Annotated in this window: 16 protein-coding genes and 1 pseudogene; 8 read left to right on the plus strand and 9 right to left on the minus strand. The window is 64.5% G+C overall.

Going from position 1 to position 16,679, the window contains the following annotated elements; all coding sequences use genetic code 11:
* Positions 1-463: pseudogene (locus I6F28_RS36285) on the minus strand (DUF2147 domain-containing protein); the annotation flags it as partial.
* Positions 464-766: 303 nt separating this feature from the next.
* Here I6F28_RS36285 and I6F28_RS36290 point away from each other — a divergent pair.
* The gene (locus I6F28_RS36290; RefSeq protein ID WP_225143752.1) at positions 767-1,264 is read left to right on the plus strand and encodes a DUF1993 domain-containing protein; all 498 of its coding nucleotides are present in this window, start codon (positions 767-769) and stop codon (positions 1,262-1,264) included.
* A 4-nt stretch (positions 1,265-1,268) separates the two neighbouring features.
* Here the strand turns inward: I6F28_RS36290 and I6F28_RS36295 are convergent, their stop codons facing one another.
* From I6F28_RS36295 to I6F28_RS36320, 6 genes are all read right to left on the minus strand, one after another.
* A complete protein-coding gene (locus I6F28_RS36295) occupies positions 1,269-1,760 on the minus strand; it encodes a hypothetical protein (protein WP_036028083.1) in 492 nt (163 codons plus the stop codon).
* Positions 1,761-1,928: 168 nt separating this feature from the next.
* Positions 1,929-2,918, minus strand: coding sequence for a hydroxyacid dehydrogenase (locus I6F28_RS36300; RefSeq protein ID WP_225138492.1), 990 nt, complete (start codon positions 2,916-2,918; stop codon positions 1,929-1,931).
* 37 nt (positions 2,919-2,955) lie between these two features.
* Positions 2,956-4,056: an ABC transporter ATP-binding protein gene (locus I6F28_RS36305; protein ID WP_036012409.1), complete on the minus strand. Its 1,101-nt coding sequence runs from the start codon at positions 4,054-4,056 to the stop codon at positions 2,956-2,958.
* Between the two features lie 20 nt (positions 4,057-4,076).
* Positions 4,077-4,988: a carbohydrate ABC transporter permease gene (locus I6F28_RS36310; RefSeq protein ID WP_036012407.1), complete on the minus strand. Its 912-nt coding sequence runs from the start codon at positions 4,986-4,988 to the stop codon at positions 4,077-4,079.
* Positions 4,988-5,926 carry a carbohydrate ABC transporter permease gene (locus I6F28_RS36315; protein ID WP_036012404.1) on the minus strand — a complete coding sequence of 313 codons (939 nt, stop codon included), beginning with the start codon at positions 5,924-5,926 and terminating at the stop codon, positions 4,988-4,990. The genes I6F28_RS36310 and I6F28_RS36315 overlap by 1 nt, the downstream gene beginning before the upstream one ends.
* A 121-nt stretch (positions 5,927-6,047) precedes the next feature.
* The gene (locus I6F28_RS36320; protein WP_036012401.1) at positions 6,048-7,388 is read right to left on the minus strand and encodes an ABC transporter substrate-binding protein; all 1,341 of its coding nucleotides are present in this window, start codon (positions 7,386-7,388) and stop codon (positions 6,048-6,050) included.
* A gap of 476 nt (positions 7,389-7,864) precedes the next feature.
* Here I6F28_RS36320 and I6F28_RS36325 point away from each other — a divergent pair, with 476 nt between their 5' ends.
* Both I6F28_RS36325 and I6F28_RS36330 read left to right on the plus strand, forming a co-directional pair.
* The gene (locus I6F28_RS36325; protein ID WP_109143715.1) at positions 7,865-8,668 is read left to right on the plus strand and encodes a Spy/CpxP family protein refolding chaperone; all 804 of its coding nucleotides are present in this window, start codon (positions 7,865-7,867) and stop codon (positions 8,666-8,668) included.
* Between the two features lie 112 nt (positions 8,669-8,780).
* The gene (locus I6F28_RS36330) at positions 8,781-9,158 is read left to right on the plus strand and encodes a response regulator (protein ID WP_036012398.1); all 378 of its coding nucleotides are present in this window, start codon (positions 8,781-8,783) and stop codon (positions 9,156-9,158) included.
* 33 nt (positions 9,159-9,191) lie between these two features.
* On the opposite strand, the gene I6F28_RS36335 is transcribed toward I6F28_RS36330, so the two are convergent.
* Together I6F28_RS36335 and glk are read right to left on the minus strand one after the other, a co-directional pair.
* A complete protein-coding gene (locus I6F28_RS36335) occupies positions 9,192-9,404 on the minus strand; it encodes a hypothetical protein (RefSeq protein WP_036039656.1) in 213 nt (70 codons plus the stop codon).
* 136 nt (positions 9,405-9,540) lie between these two features.
* Positions 9,541-10,512, minus strand: a complete 972-nt coding sequence (gene glk, locus I6F28_RS36340) for a glucokinase (protein WP_225143745.1) — start codon at positions 10,510-10,512, stop codon at positions 9,541-9,543.
* 266 nt (positions 10,513-10,778) lie between these two features.
* Here glk and pncA point away from each other — a divergent pair, with 266 nt between their 5' ends.
* The 5 genes from pncA to I6F28_RS36365 all read left to right on the plus strand — a co-directional run bounded on the left by pncA (position 10,779) and on the right by I6F28_RS36365 (position 16,515).
* Positions 10,779-11,405 (plus strand): bifunctional nicotinamidase/pyrazinamidase, encoded by a 627-nt coding sequence (pncA, locus tag I6F28_RS36345; protein ID WP_036028076.1) that lies wholly within the window; start codon positions 10,779-10,781, stop codon positions 11,403-11,405.
* A 16-nt stretch (positions 11,406-11,421) separates the two neighbouring features.
* Positions 11,422-12,537 carry an alpha/beta fold hydrolase gene (locus tag I6F28_RS36350; protein ID WP_036028075.1) on the plus strand — a complete coding sequence of 372 codons (1,116 nt, stop codon included), beginning with the start codon at positions 11,422-11,424 and terminating at the stop codon, positions 12,535-12,537.
* 142 nt (positions 12,538-12,679) lie between these two features.
* Positions 12,680-14,713 (plus strand): NAD(+) synthase, encoded by a 2,034-nt coding sequence (locus tag I6F28_RS36355; protein WP_225143747.1) that lies wholly within the window; start codon positions 12,680-12,682, stop codon positions 14,711-14,713.
* A gap of 30 nt (positions 14,714-14,743) precedes the next feature.
* Positions 14,744-15,127 carry a GrlR family regulatory protein gene (locus I6F28_RS36360; RefSeq protein ID WP_036012369.1) on the plus strand — a complete coding sequence of 128 codons (384 nt, stop codon included), beginning with the start codon at positions 14,744-14,746 and terminating at the stop codon, positions 15,125-15,127.
* Positions 15,128-15,231: 104 nt separating this feature from the next.
* Positions 15,232-16,515, plus strand: a complete 1,284-nt coding sequence (locus I6F28_RS36365) for a DUF1236 domain-containing protein (RefSeq protein ID WP_225143749.1) — start codon at positions 15,232-15,234, stop codon at positions 16,513-16,515.
* The last annotated feature ends 164 nt before the right edge of the window (positions 16,516-16,679 follow it).

Raw genomic sequence — 16,679 nt, forward strand, 5'->3', positions numbered from 1 at the left:
CGGCCGGGGCGGGCGGCGGGGCCACGGCGGGCGCGGCTTGCTGCTCGACCGGCGCAGGAGCCGGAGGTGGTGCAGGTGGCGGCGCAACCGCCGTTTGGGCCGGTGTATTGGCCGCGGTCGCGGCCGTCGGCGGAGCCGGCGGCGCAGGAGGCGGCGCGACGGCGGCCGCGGGCGCTTGTACGGCCGCGGGCGCCTGCACGGCTGCGGGCGGCGCAGCAGGAGCGGGGGCTGGGGCCGGAGCAGCCGGCGCTTGCGGGTCGACCGTAGCCTGCTGCGGCGCCGTCTCGTTCTTCTTGGCCTTCTTGGGCTTATTCTGGCCTGTGTTGTCGTAGACGCCGGGGATCTGCACCGTGCCGCGGTCCGGATCGATGCGGATGGTGCGCCCGCCATATTCAAACGTGTACTGCGCCTGCGCGGCAGTGCTCGCCAAAAGGAATGCGGCCGTGGCCAACAGCTTCCTCATTTCCGTCTCCTGAACAGGTGGTCCCCGCACCGACGCTACGCGCCGGCTCGCTTGCAAAAAGTGATCTAGATCACTGTCGTTGGTGTGAGTCGTCTCCCGGCGGTTCCGGGTTCAATAGGCCCGGAGCCGGTCCAAAGTTTGGCGAGGCAAAGCGACGGAAGGACACGGCCTTATCGAACCAGGCCGGGCAGATCTTCTTGCAGGCGCCGTATTCCATGGCAATGTGCAGCCACTGGTCGACCGAAAAGCGGACAACTTTTCGGAAGGCAGAAATCGAAGGGAATCCTTGAAGTGACGATCTCGATCTACGAGGCCTCGGTCGGCCTGTTCGTGCCCTATTTGCGTAACCTGTCGGCGCTGCTCGACAAGGGCGTCGCGTATGCCGAGGCCCGGAAGTTTGATCCGGCGATTCTGCTCGGCATGCGCCTTGCGCCGAACATGTATGACCTCGCCCAGCAGGTCGGCGAGGCCTGCCGCCATGCCACGGTCGCGCCGGCCCTGCTGGCGCAGTGCGAGCCGGTGACGCTGCCGGCGCTGGAGCATGACATGGCCGGGCTGCAGGCGCGCATAGCGACGTCGATCGAGTTCATCGAGAGCCTGCCGCGCGCGGAGATCGACGTGGCGGCGGATCGGAATGTCTTCTTCAGATTGAAGAACGGCACCGAGCTGCCCTTCACCGGGCGGACGCTGCTGCTGACGTTCAGCGTCCCGCAATTCTTCTTTCACGTCACCACGGCCTACGACCTGCTCCGGCACGCCGGCGTCGAGCTGGTGAAGAAGGATTATCTCGGCAGGAAGTGAGGTCTTACGCTTCGCCCTTGCGTTCGTAATCGGCGAGCGAGCTGCGGCCGGCGATCTCGCTGCGCAGCAGCTCGAAGCGCCGCTGCGCCTCGTCTTGCTGGGTGTCGACGAAGCGCACCGCGGCCTCGCTCGTCATGGGACCGCTGACCACGGGCGCGGATTGCTCGCCGATGGTCTCGTGGACGTAGTACTGGCCGTCATCGCCGCGATGGACCGTCCATTTCAGACGGATCGCGACCATGGGTCCGGGACCAACCTTGCTGTAGCCATCGGCATCGGTGTGCTCCGGCGCCAGCGGCTGCTCCTCGACCACGGGATGCTCGTCGATCACCGGATGCTCGTCCACGATCGGCGGCTCGTCAGACGCGATGTGCTCACGCTCTCCGGCGACCACGATTTCGGTCTCGGTCTGGCGAATGACGAGAACGGGCTCGGGGTGCTCCAGGATGCTGGCGATGGTCGCCAGCGCGTGGTCGGTCGGGTCGATCTCTGACAAGGGTCCATCCTCCAGCTCGCCGCGCCGGCCAGTCTGTCCCACCGCCGCCGCGTTTCAAGCCCATTACGCGCGTTTGATTAAGGCTGAGTTGGGGCCCGATCTGCACCAAAATGGGACGCTTTCTGGCGTTCCGAAGGCGGCGGGGTGAGCCGCTGACCTTCCATAATCTCAGCCCAGCACGTCCTGGTTGATGACGTTCTGCCTGATGGGATCGCCGTCCAGCACGCTCAAAATATTGCGCGCGGTCTGCTCGCTCATGCGGCTCACCGCCTCGACCGTGACGCCGGCCACGTGCGGAGCCATGATGACGTTGGGCAGCGCGAACAGCGCGTTGCTGACCGGCGGCGGCTCCACCTCGAACACGTCGATGCCGGCGCCGGCGAGCTTTCCGGACGTCAGTGCGTCATAGAGCGCCGCTTCCTTCACGATGCCGCCGCGCGCGGTATTGATGAGGTAGGATCTATCCTTCATGCGGCCGATCCTGTCGGCATCGAATAGGCCGACGGTCTCCGGCGTCTTCGGGCAGTGGATGGTGACGAAGTCGGCGTGAGGCAGCGCGGCATCGAGGTCGGTGACCGGCTCGCATCCGGCCGCCCTGATGTCGGCGGCGTCCTTGTAGGGATCGTAGACCTGCACCTTCATCTCGAACGCCAGGCAGCGCTTCGCTGTGCGGCTGCCGATGCGGCCGAAGCCGATGATCAGCACGGTCTTGCCGTAGAGGTCGAACGGCAGCATGCCGAGCCGGTCGGCCCAGGTGCCCTCCTTGACGCAGGAATGCAGCTCCTGCGCGCGCTTGGCCAGCGTCAGCATCATGAACAGCGCCGCCTCCGCAACCGAGGGCGAATTGGCGCTGCCGGCGACCATCAGCGGCACCTTGCGGCGGGAGAGGGCGGGCACGTCGACGGCGTCGTAGCCGACGCCGATGCGGGTTACCACCTTCATGTCACGCGCGGCCTCGAGCTCGGTCTCGCCGAAGGCGGTGGCGCCCAGCGCCACGCCATGGACCGGCGCATGGCTCTTCAACAAGGCCTCGAAATCCTTCGCCGAGATCAGGTTCGGAAACTCGACGAGCTCGATATCGTCCCGCTGGGTGAGGAGGGCGCGAGCCCCTTGCGACAAAGTCTGCGTAACGAAAATCTTCTTCTTGTTGGTCGCCATCGCTCCCCTGCCTGCTCGCTTTTCTTGGATCGCGGCGTCACAACACGACGCCGGTCTCCTCATTTAGCAGGTGCATGTTGTTGAGGTCCATCGCCAGGCGCATGGGTGCCCCGTCCTTGGCGCCGGCATTGGGATCGACGCGGCCGCAGACCGGCGTGCCCTCGAGCCCGAAATAGACCAGCGTCTCCATCCCCATCGGTTCGGTGACGTCGAGCACGGTGTCGAAAGTCTCGACGCCGGGCGCCAGATGCGCATGCCACTCGGTGAGATGCTCGGGACGGAGGCCGAGCAGCAGCTTGTCGGTGCGTGGCAGCGCGTTGTAGCGCGCGGCGCGGGCCGGCGGCAGCGCGAAGGCGAGGCGGTCGGTGAGGCGCAGCTGAAGCGTGCCGCCGACATCCTCGAGCCGGCACGGGATGAAGTTCATCGCGGGTGAGCCGATGAAGCCGGCAACGAAGCGCGTCGCCGGCTTGTGGTAGAGCTCGTTCGGCGTGCCGATCTGCTCGATCTTGCCCTTGTTCATGACAACGACGCGATCGGCCAGCGTCATCGCCTCGACCTGGTCGTGGGTGACGTAGACCGTCGTGGTGCGCACCTTCTGGTGCACCTTCTTGATCTCGATCCGCATCTGCACGCGGAGCTTCGCGTCGAGATTGGACAGCGGCTCGTCGAACAGGAAGACCTTGGGATTGCGCACGATGGCGCGGCCCATGGCGACGCGCTGGCGCTGGCCGCCGGAGAGCTGCTTCGGCTTGCGGTCGATCAGATCGGTGATGTCGAGGAGGCGGGCGGCTTCGGTCACCCGCGCCTTGATCTCGGCCTTGGGATAGTGCTTCAGCCGCAGCCCGAACGACATGTTCTCCGCGACCGTCATATGCGGGTAGAGCGCGTAGTTCTGGAACACCATGGCGATGTCGCGGTCCTTCGGCGGCACGTCGTTGACGATATCGCCGCCGATCATGATGTCGCCGTCGCTGATGTCCTCGAGGCCTGCGATCATGCGCAGCGTGGTCGACTTGCCGCAGCCGGAGGGGCCGACCAGCACAATGAACTCATGGTCGGCGATGTCGAGGTCGATGCCGCGCACGGCTTCGACATCGTCGTAACGCTTGACTACCTTCCGCAAGGAAACGTCGGCCATTTCAGTTCAACCCCTCGCTTTCAACCCTTTGTCGCACCGGCAGTAAGGCCGGCAATGTAGTAGTCCATCAGGAAGGCGTAGATGATGAGCGGCGGCGCGGCTCCGAGCAGCGCGCCGGTCATGATCTGTCCCCAATTGAAGACGTCGCCCTTGATCAGCGTGGTGATGATGCCGACCGGCAGAACGAGCTGGTCCGTTGAGGTCGTGAACACGAGTGGATAGAGGAATTGCGCCCAGGATACGGTGAAGGCGAAGATGGTCGCGGCAATCAGCCCGGGCAGCGCGACCGGAATGAAGATCCGCGTCAGTGTCTGAAACCAGGACGCTCCATCGATGATGGCGGCCTCGTCGAGCTCCTTCGGGATCGAGGCGAAGTAGCCGATCATGATCCAGGTGCAGAACGGGACCGTCAGCGTCGGATAGATGAAGAGCAGCACGTACCATCTGTTGATCAGCTGGACTCCCGTCCAGTCGCCGATCAGCGCGAACATCTTGAATAGCGGAATGAACAGCAGGCTGTCGGGGACGAGGTAGGTGAGGAACACGCCGGTGGCGAGTGTCGCCGAGCCCCAGAACTTCATGCGCGCCAGCGCGAACGCGGCCGGCACGCTGATCAGCATGGTGAGGGTCACCACGATGATCGAGACCCACGCCGAATTCCAGAAGAAGCGCAGGAACTGGTTGGACGTCAGCAGCTCGGCATAGTTGTCCAGCGTCGGATGGAACACCCACCAAGGGTTGGTCGCCGCCGAAATCTCGGCGCTGCTCTTCAGCGAGGTGATCAGCATGTAGAGTGGCGGCGTCAGCGAGAAGATCGCAAACAGCACCAGGAAGAAGTAGGACCAGCGCAGCGCCCAGGCGCGGTCGCGGCTCATGCTGCCGTATTTGACGTTGCGGCGCGGTCCGGCCTTGTCGATTGTCATGGTGCTCATCAGGCTTCGTTCCCGCGTTTGTTGACGTCGCGAAGGATGAAGATTGCGGCGACCGCCAGGATCGGCACCATGAACAGCGAGACGCTGGCGCCGAGCGGAATGTCGCTGCCCTCGATGCCGACCCGGAACGCCCATGTCGCAAAGATATGGGTGTGATCCAGCGGGCCTCCCGCGGTCAGGATGCGCACGATGTCGAAATTGGCGAAGGTGACGATGAGGGAGAACAGCGTGGTGATCGCGATGATGTTGCGCATCATCGGCAGCGTCACATACCAGATGCGTTGCCACCAATTGGCGCCGTCGATGGCGGCGGCCTCGTAGAGTTGATCGGGCACCGATTTTAGGGCGGCCAGATACATGATCATGAAGAAGGGCGCGCCATACCAGACGTTGACCAGGATCACGGCGAAACGCGCCCAGGCGGCGTCGCCGGTCCACGGGATGGGCCCGATACCGAAGAATGCAAGTGTGTAATTGAAGGCGCTGTAGGACGGGTCGAACAGCCAGAGCCAGGCAAGCGTGCTCATCGCGGGCGGGATCACCCAGGGCACGAGCAGCATGCCGCGCCATTTGCGCTGGCCCTTGGCCGGAATGTTGTGAACGAAATGCGCGACGACGAATCCGATCAGGGCCTTGAAGACCACGGCCGTGATGGCGAAGATGCAGGATTGCTTGACCACCAGCCAGAATGTGTCGCGCCTGAACAGGAACTCGAAATTGCCGAAGCCTACAAACTTCTGCATCGACTTGTTCAGCGTTGCCAGATGCAGCGAATAGAAGGCCGGATAGACCACGAGCAGCGTGATCAGCAGGATCAGCGGCAGCGTCATCAGGAACGCCACGGTCGATTTCCGCCTGAGGGCGTTGTGCAGGCTTGCACGTTTTCGGGCGCTCGCAGGCCGGGCGACGCCGGGTTGCCGAACTACGGCATCAGCCATGATGCATCTTCCTCGCAGGATCGTTCGCACGGAAGCCGGCGGAACCGGCTTCAGAAATTGAAGCTTGTGGCGGCAGCCAGACCGGGCGGCTCACGTCCAGCGTGAGCCGCCGGTCTCTGTCTCAGCTTCGCATGAAGCCTTCGCACTCACCCTCCGCCCAAGCGAGCGTCGCCTCCATCTTCTCGCCTTGCGCGTAGCGGAGGCACATCTTGGTCAGCGTGGCCTGCGCATAGATCTGCTGGGCGATCTTGGGCGGAGCAGGAGAGGCAGCAATCGACAGCGTCTGGTGATTGTGGGGATTGGGGTAGTGATAAAGGGTGCCCTTCGGCGGCCCTTCCTCCTGCCAGGTCTTCAGCGTCGTCATGTTCGCGTAGGCCGGCAGGTCGTAACCGCCGCTCGCGGCCACGAACTTCTCGATCGATGACGGCTGCGACAGATGCGTGAGCAGGCTCTTCGCCGCTTCCTTGTTCTTGGAGAAGCTCCAGGTCCCCCAGAAATAAGGCAGGTAGGGCGCATAACGGCCTTTCGGACCGGACGGCATGCCGTGGGTCCAGCACTGCTCGGCGACCTGCGGCGCGTCGCGCTTGGCGACCGCCCACGCGCTCGGAGGATTCATGATCAGCGCGCCTTTGCCGGAGATCAGCCACTTATTGTTGGAGGCGTCATCCCAGGCGGCGACGTCGGGCGGCAGGACCGCGATAAGCTTCTTGTAGAATTCGAGCGCCTGGCGAACCGCGTCCGTCTTCACCGTGAGATCGCCCTTGGCATTGACCAGCTCAGCGCCGAACGACTGGAAGATGGCGCCGGCAGTGTCGGTGCTGTCGGTGGTCTCGCCCAGGCCGATGCCGAAGGGCACGCCGCCTTTTTGGCAGGCCTCGGCCGCCTTCAGGAATGTCTCCATGTTCCAGTTGTCGGCCTTGGGCTGGCTGCCCGCCGGATATATTTCCTGGATATCGATATTGGCGAACTTCTTCAGGAGATCGATGCGGGAGCAGGGCCCCTTGATCTGGCTTCCGATTGTTGCGGGCACCGCGAGCCATTTGTTGCCGGCCCGTCCCAGATATTTGACGGTGCCGTTCACGTCGCCGTTCTGCTTGATGATCGGCTCCATGATGTCATTGACCGGCTCGAGCAGTTCGGCATGGGCGTGCGGCCACCATGTCGGCATCGCCAGGACATCGTGACCTGACTTCGCCGCCGCCTCGGCCGCGATGGTGAGCTCGATCTTCTTGCCCTGGCTTGTGATGTAGTCGATGGAAATCTCGACCTTCTCCTTCGCCGCCCATTCGTTGACGAGCTCGGTCGAGGCCTTGTTGGCGCCCGGCACCCAATGGTCCCAGAAGCCGATCGAGAGCTTGCCGGCGGCGTAAGCGCCCCGGACATAGGGCGCCGAGATCAGCGCCGCGGAGGACATTGCAGTGGCAGCCACAAATTGACGTCGCGTCAGTGTCTTGCGTGACATCTCGTTTCCTCGCTTGGGTGTTGTTGTTGGAGTTTCCTCTGAGACTTCTTTCTTGAGTTCTTGTTGTCGATTTTCTTGTTGGTGCCGTCGGCCCGCGTGGGCAATTCACGCCTGTCGCAGCAAATTGGTAGCGCGATCAGATCATGATTGATCGCGTCTGTCGAGAAAGCCGAACGGCTCCGCGTCCAAAACTCATGTTGTGCCCGGAAAGGTCGCAACGTCTGGCAAGGCGATAGGGCCACAGGCGCAGCGCACGGTGTTTTTTTGCGACGCACACTTCGCGCCAAACGGCCTCGAACGCTGCCGTGCGCAATTGCGCCTCAGTTTCGCAAGAGGCTGGATAACCGCTTCGCGTGAAAGACCTTTCGGGCGTGGACAGCAATCGGCCACGTCTGGACCTCGAAGCGGCGGAAACGATAGAGTTGCGCCTAGCGGCTGATCCTCGCTGACAGGCCAGATCGATGATGGAGACGAGAATGATCAAACCGGCGGCACCAGCGCGGCTTCATCTGCGGCGATGCCTGGCGCTGGGGTCTATGCTCGCGCTGTTGCTCGGGGCCGGCGCGGTGGCGAATGCTCAAGGTCTGGTCAAGGGCGTTCAGGAAGGCGCCGCAGCCGGCAACAAGGCGGCAGGTCCGGTCGGTGGTGTGCTCGGTGGCGCCATCGGTGGCGTGGTTGGCGTTTTCACCGGCGTGCTCGGTGTCGGCAACACCAACACCGGCAATCAGGCGCCGCCGCCCAAGGAGGCCGGCAAGGACGCGGCTAAGGATTCCAAGCAGCAGGGCGGGGCCAAAGACAAGGATGGCAAAAGCGCCAAGGGCAAGAGCGCCAAGGCGACCAAGGAGGCGAAGAACGCGCCGCAGGACAACAAGGGTAAAGACAACAAGGAAGTCACGGTTCTGACCCAGCCCGGTGCGCCGCAGCTGACTGCCGAGCAGATCGTCGCGAACAGCGATTCCTACATCGAGCGGATCAAGAGCGAGCTGAACCTCACGCCGGATCAGGAGAAGCACTGGTACGGCTTCTCAAGCGCGATGCACTACCTTGGGCATAATGGCGCAGAGCGGCTCAACCTGCGGATTGCGCGCGCCAAGCGCGATCCGCCCGACGACATCATCGAGCAGATGCGCAACGAGGCCCAGTTCCTGATCGATCGCGCCGGCGATCAGCGCAACGTCGCCGATGCCGCCGAGCCGCTCTTTTCCAGCCTCGACGACAAGCAGAAGCAGGTGTTCATCCAGGCAATGGTGCGCCTCAGCCACGAGCGCGGACTGGATTGATCAAGTTGAATCGGTTCGGGCGCGTGTGAATTAACGGCGCCCGCCACGAATTCGTGTATCTACAGCGCAATTCGGTTATGCTTAGCTTCGCACGGCTGATTGCGGGGTTGATATGGCGGACGGACTCTCCGTTTTCCTGGTCGAAGACGAGGCGTTGATCCGGATGATGATCGCCGACATGGTGGAGGAACTCGGCCACCACGTCGTTGCGGAGGCAGACAATGTGCGCGACGCCAGCGCCTTTGCCATGACCGCGCAGTACGATCTGGCCATCCTCGACATCAATCTGATGGGCGTCTATGTCGACCCCGTCGCCGATTTGATCGAACGTCGTGGAAAACCGTTTCTGTTCGCCACAGGCTACGGTCCGGAACTGCTGCCGTCCTTGCTCCGGCGCAGGCCGATCCTGCGCAAGCCGATCGCGATGGATCAGCTCAAGGCGATGATCGACTCGATGTTTCCGGAGCCGTCGGCCACTATCCCGAGCTGACCGATCGCGCTTTTGCCGCCTGGCGGGAAGGACTCAACCGGCAGGGTTGCGGCCGTTCCTCAGCACCCTGGCAATGGTATGAGCCGTCATGGCCGCGCGATCCGAAGCGCGCTGGGCGGCCAGCTGGTCGCGGGCCTTTTCCTCGATCAGGAGCTCGATGAGCGCCAGCCGCTTGTCTTCGCTGTCCGCTTCGCGCAACAGGCGGTGATAGCGGTGATAGTCGAAACCCGAATCCTGCTTACGCATGTCACGCCCCCGCAACTACGCCACACACGGACAGATTGTTTCTCATCGGGAACAGGTAGGCAAGCACGAACCTGCGTGGAACCGCAGATGTGCCGCAATCAGCTGTGCATGACGGGAACTCGCCGCGGGGGCGCCCTCAGCCAGAATTGTGCTCGGCAAACATCGTCAGGCCGAGGAAGCTCGCATCGGGTTTGATCACGAGCCTGGTCGGGATGTTGCGCAGATAATCCCGGAACCGTCCCTTGGCTTCGAAGCGCGCCCGGAAAGCGGAGGCGGCGAGGAACTCGCGGAAGCGCGGCACGATTCCGCCGGCGACATAGACGCCGCCGCGGGCGCCGAAGGTCACCGCGAGATTGCCGGCGACCGAGCCGAGGATGGCGCAAAACATTTCGAGCGTCGCGCGGCTGACCGGACAGCTGTTCTCCAGGGCCGCCTTGGTGATCCCGGCGGCATCGCGATGCGGCACCTGGACGCCGTCGATCTCAGCCAACGCTTCATACAGGTTTTGCAGCCCCGAGCCCGAGAGGGCACCGCGCTCGATCGAGACATGGCCGAGGCGCTGCCGCAAGCAGGCGATCACGCGCTCCTCGCGCTCGTTCTCCGCCGGCAGGGTCGCATGTCCAGCCTCGGTAACGACGGCCAGGCGCGAACCATGGCGGTCGACCAGGCAGGACACACCAAATCCGGTTCCAGGCCCCACGACCAGCAACGGCTCGCCGGCCAGGCCGTCGCCGCCGCCGAGTGGGACCAGGTCTGAAGGCTCCAAGGCAGGCAGGGACCAGGCCACCACCTCGAAATCGTTCAGCACATGGACGCTGTCGAAGCCGAGCGCGGACTGCAGCTCGTTGCCGTCGATGACCCAGGGACTGTTGGTCATGACGCAGCGATTGTTGGTGACGGGACCCGCCACGGCCAGCACCGCGCGATGGGGCTGCTCGCCGTTGGACCGGCGCGCCAAGACGTCCGCGATGGCTTCGCGCACGGTCGGGAAGTCGGCGACCTTGACATAGTCGATCGGTCCGGTCTGACCGCTCGGGCTCAGCGCGAAGCGCGCATTGGTGCCGCCGATATCGGCGAGAAGAATTTTTCCGGTCTTGCCGATATTCATGGCCTCATCGCCGCCACGACCTTCAGGCCCTGGCAGCCCTGTCCTCCGCTGCTTCGACCCGATCCGCCTGGCGCGGGCGGTGCGAGAATCTGCCCTTGGGTGCGCCTAGTCAACACGGACGAGGTCAAACCGTTGCATCGTGGCGGCCACGGTGACCAATTCGCGCAGCTGCCGCGCGTGCCAGTGGTTGCGAAGCCGCGCGGGAAGGCCGACACTGAGGTGGTCGCCCGGCGCCGTCGCGCCCGGCAGATCGAAATGGGACGGCGATGAAGATTTCCGACCGCGACGTGTTGCTGGTGATCGACGTGCAGAACGACTTCTGCACCGGCGGGGCGCTCGCCGTTCCCGGTGGCGAGAAGGTCGTGCCCGCCATCAACAGGATCGCCCAAAAATTCGCCAATCTGGTGCTGACCCAGGACTGGCATCCGAGCGACCACGTCTCGTTCGCGCCGAACCATGCCGGCAAGCAGCCGTTCGAGACCATCGAGCTCGACTATGGCCGGCAGGTGCTGTGGCCGACGCATTGCGTGCAAGGCACGGCCGGCGCGGAATTTCATCGCGATCTCCACGTGACACGGGCAAGCCTCGTGGTGCGCAAGGGCTTTCGCCGCGGCATCGATTCCTATTCGGCGTTGTTCGAGAACGACCATCGGACACCGACCGGATTGCTTGGTTATTTGCGCGAACGCGAGCTGAAGACCGTCTTTGTCGCAGGTCTGGCGCTGGACTTCTGCGTCCGCTTCTCGGCGGAAGATGCGCGCAAGGCAGGGTTGGAGGTGGCCGTCATCGAGGATGCCTGTCGCGGCATCGATCTCGACGGCTCGGTCGCGGCGACCCATCGGAGTTTTCGGGACCTCGGCATTGCCGTCGTGAGCCTCGAGGCGTTTCTGTGAGGATGTCGAGGTAGCCATGGTGGACAAGACCTCCAAACCGCCACGCAGGTCAGCCCAGGCTCATGATGATCCACGGCTCTGGCCGTTTGCGGCAGCGCAGCTCGCCATGGATGCCTGCTTCTGGTGGCTGGAGCGGGCACCCGAGCAACAGGATGACAGCAGCCTGCCATGGACGACGCCGAGCCGCGTTGCGTTGGAGCTCCCGACGATGGACTTGCGCGATTGCTCGCAGACCCGGTCCGGCCAGCCGGCGCTGGTCTGCGCGCCCTATGCGCTGCACCGGGCCCTGATCGCCGATTTCGCCCCAGGCCACAGCGTGGTGCAGTCGCTGCAAAACGGCGGCATCGACCGGATCTATCTCACCGACTGGCGGTCAGCGACGCCGGACATGCGCTATCTCTCGATCGACAGCTATCTCGGCGATCTCAACGTCGCCATCGACGAGATCGGCGCGCCGGTCGATCTCGTCGGGCTGTGCCAGGGCGGGTGGCTGTCGCTGCTCTATGCCGCGCGCTTTCCAGGCAAGGTGCGGCGGCTGGTTCTGGTCGGTGCTCCCGTGGACCTGTCGATCGAGTCCTCGCTGGCCCGGCTCGCCCGCAACGCGCCCGAGCTGGTCTATGACCAGCTCGTCGCGCGCGGCGGCGGCAATGTCAGCGGCGAGGAGATGCTGCGCTTCTGGTCCAAAACCCCTGACAACGACGATATCAGGACGGCATTGCAGCGGGATCTCTCGGACGAGCAGGGCTCCGAGCTGCTGGCGCGGTTCGACCGCTGGAACACCGAGACGCTCAACCTGCCGGGCACTTATTATCTCGAGATCGTCAACGCGATCTTCCGGGAGAACCGCATCGCCGAGGGCCGTTTCGTCGCGCTCGGGCGCCCGATCGATCTGAAGGACGTCAAGGCGCCGATCTTCCTGCTCGCCGGCCTCGACGACGATGTAGTGCCAGCGACGCAAGCGCTGGCCACCGCGGGGCTCGTCGGTACGCCACCTGCCTTCGTTGCAGCGGCATCCGAGCCCAGCAACCACCTCGGCCTGTTCATGGGCGCGCGCACCCATGCGCATGCCTGGCCCCGGATCGCCGGGTGGCTGCGCGGCGATCTGCCCGGCGTGCTGGCCCGCAGCGCCTGACCTCGCCGGCACTGGACCGGATGGGGCGCAAATCCGTTATGCATGACGGCGGATGGCCTGCACGGGGCCAGATCGATGGGCTAAATATGACCGGAGCTGACGGCGGTGGCCGCCGGCGAGAGATTTGAGGGTACTGCGCTCGATGACTTTCCACTCGATTTACGCCCACGGATTTGCGCGCGTGGCAGCCTGCGTGACCACCTCCCACGTCGCCGATCCCAGCGCCAACGTGAAGGCCGTGTTGGCGGCGGCCAATGCCTGCCATGAGCAGTCGGTCGCGGTCGCGGTGTTTCCCGAGCTGTGCCTGTCCGGTTATGCGATCGAGGACCTGGTGAAGCAGGATCCGCTGCTTGATGCGGTCGAGCGCGGGCTTGCAAGCGTCGTTGCGGCCTCGGCGGGGCTGATGACGGTCCTGATCGTCGGGGCGCCGCTGCGCTTCGGCAATCGCATCTACAACTGCGCCGTCGTCATTCATCGCGGCAACGTCCTCGGCGTCGTGCCGAAATCTTACTTGCCGACCTATCGCGAGTTCTACGAGGGACGGCATTTCGCCTCCGGCGCCGGCATCGCCGGTGAGACCATCGCCTTTGGCGGCCTGCATGCGCCGTTCGGCGTTGATCTCCTGTTCGCGGCCGAGGACGTTCCGGGCCTCACCATTGGCGTCGAGATCTGCGAGGACATGTGGATCCCGGTGACGCCGGCCTCGGAGCTCGCGCTTGCGGGCGCGAGCGTGCTGATCAACCTCTCGGGCAGCCCGATCACGATCGGCCGGGCGCGCTCGCGCGCGTTGCTGTGCCAATCGACCTCGGCGCGCTGCCTCGCGGCTTACGTTTATTCCGCGGCCGGGGCCGGAGAATCCACCACCGATCTCGCTTGGGACGGTCAGACCTCGATCTACGAGAACGGCGTGCTGCTGGCCGAGGGCGAGCGGTTCCGCCAGGGCGGCCAGATCACGCTGGCTGACGTCGACCTCGACCTGCTCCGGCAGGAGCGCGCGCTGATGGGAACGTTCGACGACAACCGGCGGCAGCGCGAGGCATTTTTCCGCAAGGTGACATTTGCCCTGAAGCCGCCGGCCGCCGATATCGGCTTCCTGCGCAAGGTCGAGCGCTTTCCATTCGTGCCGAGCGATGAGAGCCTGCTCGAGCAGGACTGCTACGAGGCCTACAACATCCAGGTCGCCGGGCTGGTGCAGCGCATGCGCGCCACCGGTACCAAGCGCGTGGTGATCGGCGTGTCGGGCGGCCTCGATTCCACCCACGCCCTGATCGTCGCCGCCAAGGCGGTCGACCTGCTCGGCCTGCCGCGCGAGAACATCCTGGCCTACACCATGCCGGGCTTTGCCACCGGCAGCGAGAGCAAGACCAACGCGCTCGCGCTGATGAAGGCGTTGCAGACGAGCTGGCAGGAGCTCGACATCCGCACCACGGCGACGCAGATGCTGAAGGATATCGGCCATCCCTTCGGAAAGGGCGAGAAGGTCTACGACGTCACCTTCGAGAACGTGCAGGCCGGCCTGCGCACGGATTATTTGTTTCGGCTCGCCAACCATCACGGCGGCATCGTGATCGGAACCGGCGATCTCTCCGAGCTCGCGCTCGGCTGGTGCACCTATGGTGTCGGCGACCAGATGGCGCATTATAACGTCAACGCCGGCGTGCCGAAGACGCTGATCCAGCATCTGATCCGCTGGGTGATCTCCTCCAAGCAGTTCAGCGACGACGTCAACCGGACGCTTGGCTCGATCCTTGTGGCCGAGATCTCGCCGGAACTCGTGCCCGTCGAGGCCGGCCAGAAGCCGCAGAGCACGGAAGCGTCCGTCGGACCTTACGAGCTGCAGGACTTCAACCTGTTCTATACGCTGCGCTTCGGCATGCGGCCGTCAAAGATCGCCTTCATGGCGCTTCAGGCATGGAAGGACGTTGCCAAGGGCGAATGGCCACCGGCCTTCCCGAGCGATCGGCGCCGGGCCTATGACCTGCCGGATATCCGCCGCTGGCTCGAGGTGTTCCTGCGCCGCTTCTTCGCCTTTAGCCAGTTCAAGCGCTCGGCCATGCCGAACGGGCCGAAGGTCTCGGCCGGCGGTTCATTGTCGCCGCGTGGCGATTGGCGCGCGCCCTCGGATTCGAGTGCAGCGGCATGGCTCGAGGATCTCGAGCGGAACGTGCCGAACTGATCGGGGCAGCGGATCGGTGGGGATGATCGGATGTCAGCTGGCGATGAAGCGGAAGCGGGTGAGGAGGCCAGGGTCGTCAACGGCCTCTACATCTTCGACATCGAGATGCGGGACGGCAAGCGTGGGCAGGCCAGGGGCGTGGTCGTGCTCAGCGACGGCCGCATCATGGGCGGCGACAGCTACTTCTACTACACCGGCAGCTACACCTTCCGGAACGGCAAGTGGCGGGGCGACATGATCGTCAATCAGCACACCGAGGCGGTCGGCAGGACGCTCGCATTCGGCGGCAGGGAGGTCACCTGCGGCTTTTCCGGCGACTATTTCCCCGGCGGTGCGGAAGTCGAAGGCATGGCGCTGGTCGGCAAGACCAGCGTGACGTTCACGGCGCGGCTGACGCTGAAGGATGCGATGTAATGGCGACTTGATTGGCTCACCTCCACGACTGCGTTCCTGCTCAGGAACCTTCGTACGAACAGAACGTTCGCGTTTATTGTTGCGAATTGTCGAGGAGAGGGACCATGCGTCAACATTTGATGTTATCGACTGCGGCCGTCGGGCTCATGCTCGCATCCGGCCTTGCCTATGCCCAGGCGCCCGGTGAGCGCAGGGACGAGCCGAAACGGACCGAGGAGCCGGCCAAGGGCGCTTCTCCGCAGCGCGGTGGTGCGGCTCAAGAACGCGTTCAAGAGCGCGCGCAAGGCGCCCAAGAGCGGCTTCAGGGCGCAGGCCGCGAGGATCGAGGCGGCGCTGCCAAGAGCGAGGCAAGTGACGACAAGCGCCAGCCGGCGACGGCCTCGGAGCGCAATCAACCGAAGGCGAGGGACCAGGCACAAGACTCTCGTGAGCCTTCGCGCGATCGCAACCGGGAGGCCGAGAGCACCAAGCCCGGACGCGATGCGGGCAAGAGCGGTGCGGAAACCAAGCAGGACAAGGCTGCGCAGGACAAGGCTGCGCCGCAGAAATCAACCGCCGAATCCGAGAGATCCAAGACTGGCCCGACGACTGGTCCGGCTGGCCAGCAGAACGAGCGCACCGGAGCTACAGCCAACCAGAACGAGCGCAACCAGGCCCAGCCGCCGCGCAGTGCCGCCGAGCAGCAACAGAGCAACCAGCCGGCCACTGCGACGGATACCAGCCGCGCGGCACCGACCAACAACGCACAGACCGCGCCCGGCTCCACGGGCACGCAGACCAACCAGGCCAATCAGACCACGCAGACCAACACGCAGGTCAACCAGCAGGCCCAGGTGACGACCGAGAGGCAGGTGCGGATCTCCGAAACGGTGAGCCGCGCACGCCTGGCGCAGCCGGAGCGCAATCTGAACATCTCGATCCGGGTTGGCGAAACGATTCCCTCGCGCGTGCGTCTGCATCGGCTGCCGCCCGAGATCGTCTCGATCGAGCCTGCATATCGGGGCTACGAATATTTCACGACGGAAGACGAGGTCATTATCGTGGAGCCGCGCTCGCATCGCATCGTCAGCCAGGTACCCCGCGATCCGTCGCGGGCCCGGGCCCAAATGGGTGGCAGCACCTCCTCGTCGTCAGGCATGGCGGCGGCCGGCGGAAACAACATGGTGAACTGCCAGATCATGCGACGTGATGCCTCCGGCAACGTCGCTCAGGCCGAGCCGACCACCGTGGGCTCGACTGCGCGCACCGATTCCCTGAGCGTGATCGTCCAGATGCCTGGCGGCGGCTCGTCCACGCCGATCGCTCTCGGCGCTCCCGCGGGCAACATCGTGGTCGCGACGCAAGGGCAGGGCGATTGCACGGTGACGCTGGAGCCGCAGACACGCTAAGCGCCGAAACAAAGAGGCTCTGAAACGACAACGCGCCGCCCGGATGCCCCACCGGACGGCGCGTTGCTGCGTTCAATCTAAAAAGTTTCGAGGTCCGGAGTGCCTAGGAGTCCGGACCTCGTCACCTTGCCCCAGCCTTCAATCCCCCGCCCCATGTGGTCCCC

Source organism: Bradyrhizobium sp. NBAIM14, from assembly GCF_020193895.1.
GTDB lineage: Bacteria > Pseudomonadota > Alphaproteobacteria > Rhizobiales > Xanthobacteraceae > Bradyrhizobium > Bradyrhizobium yuanmingense.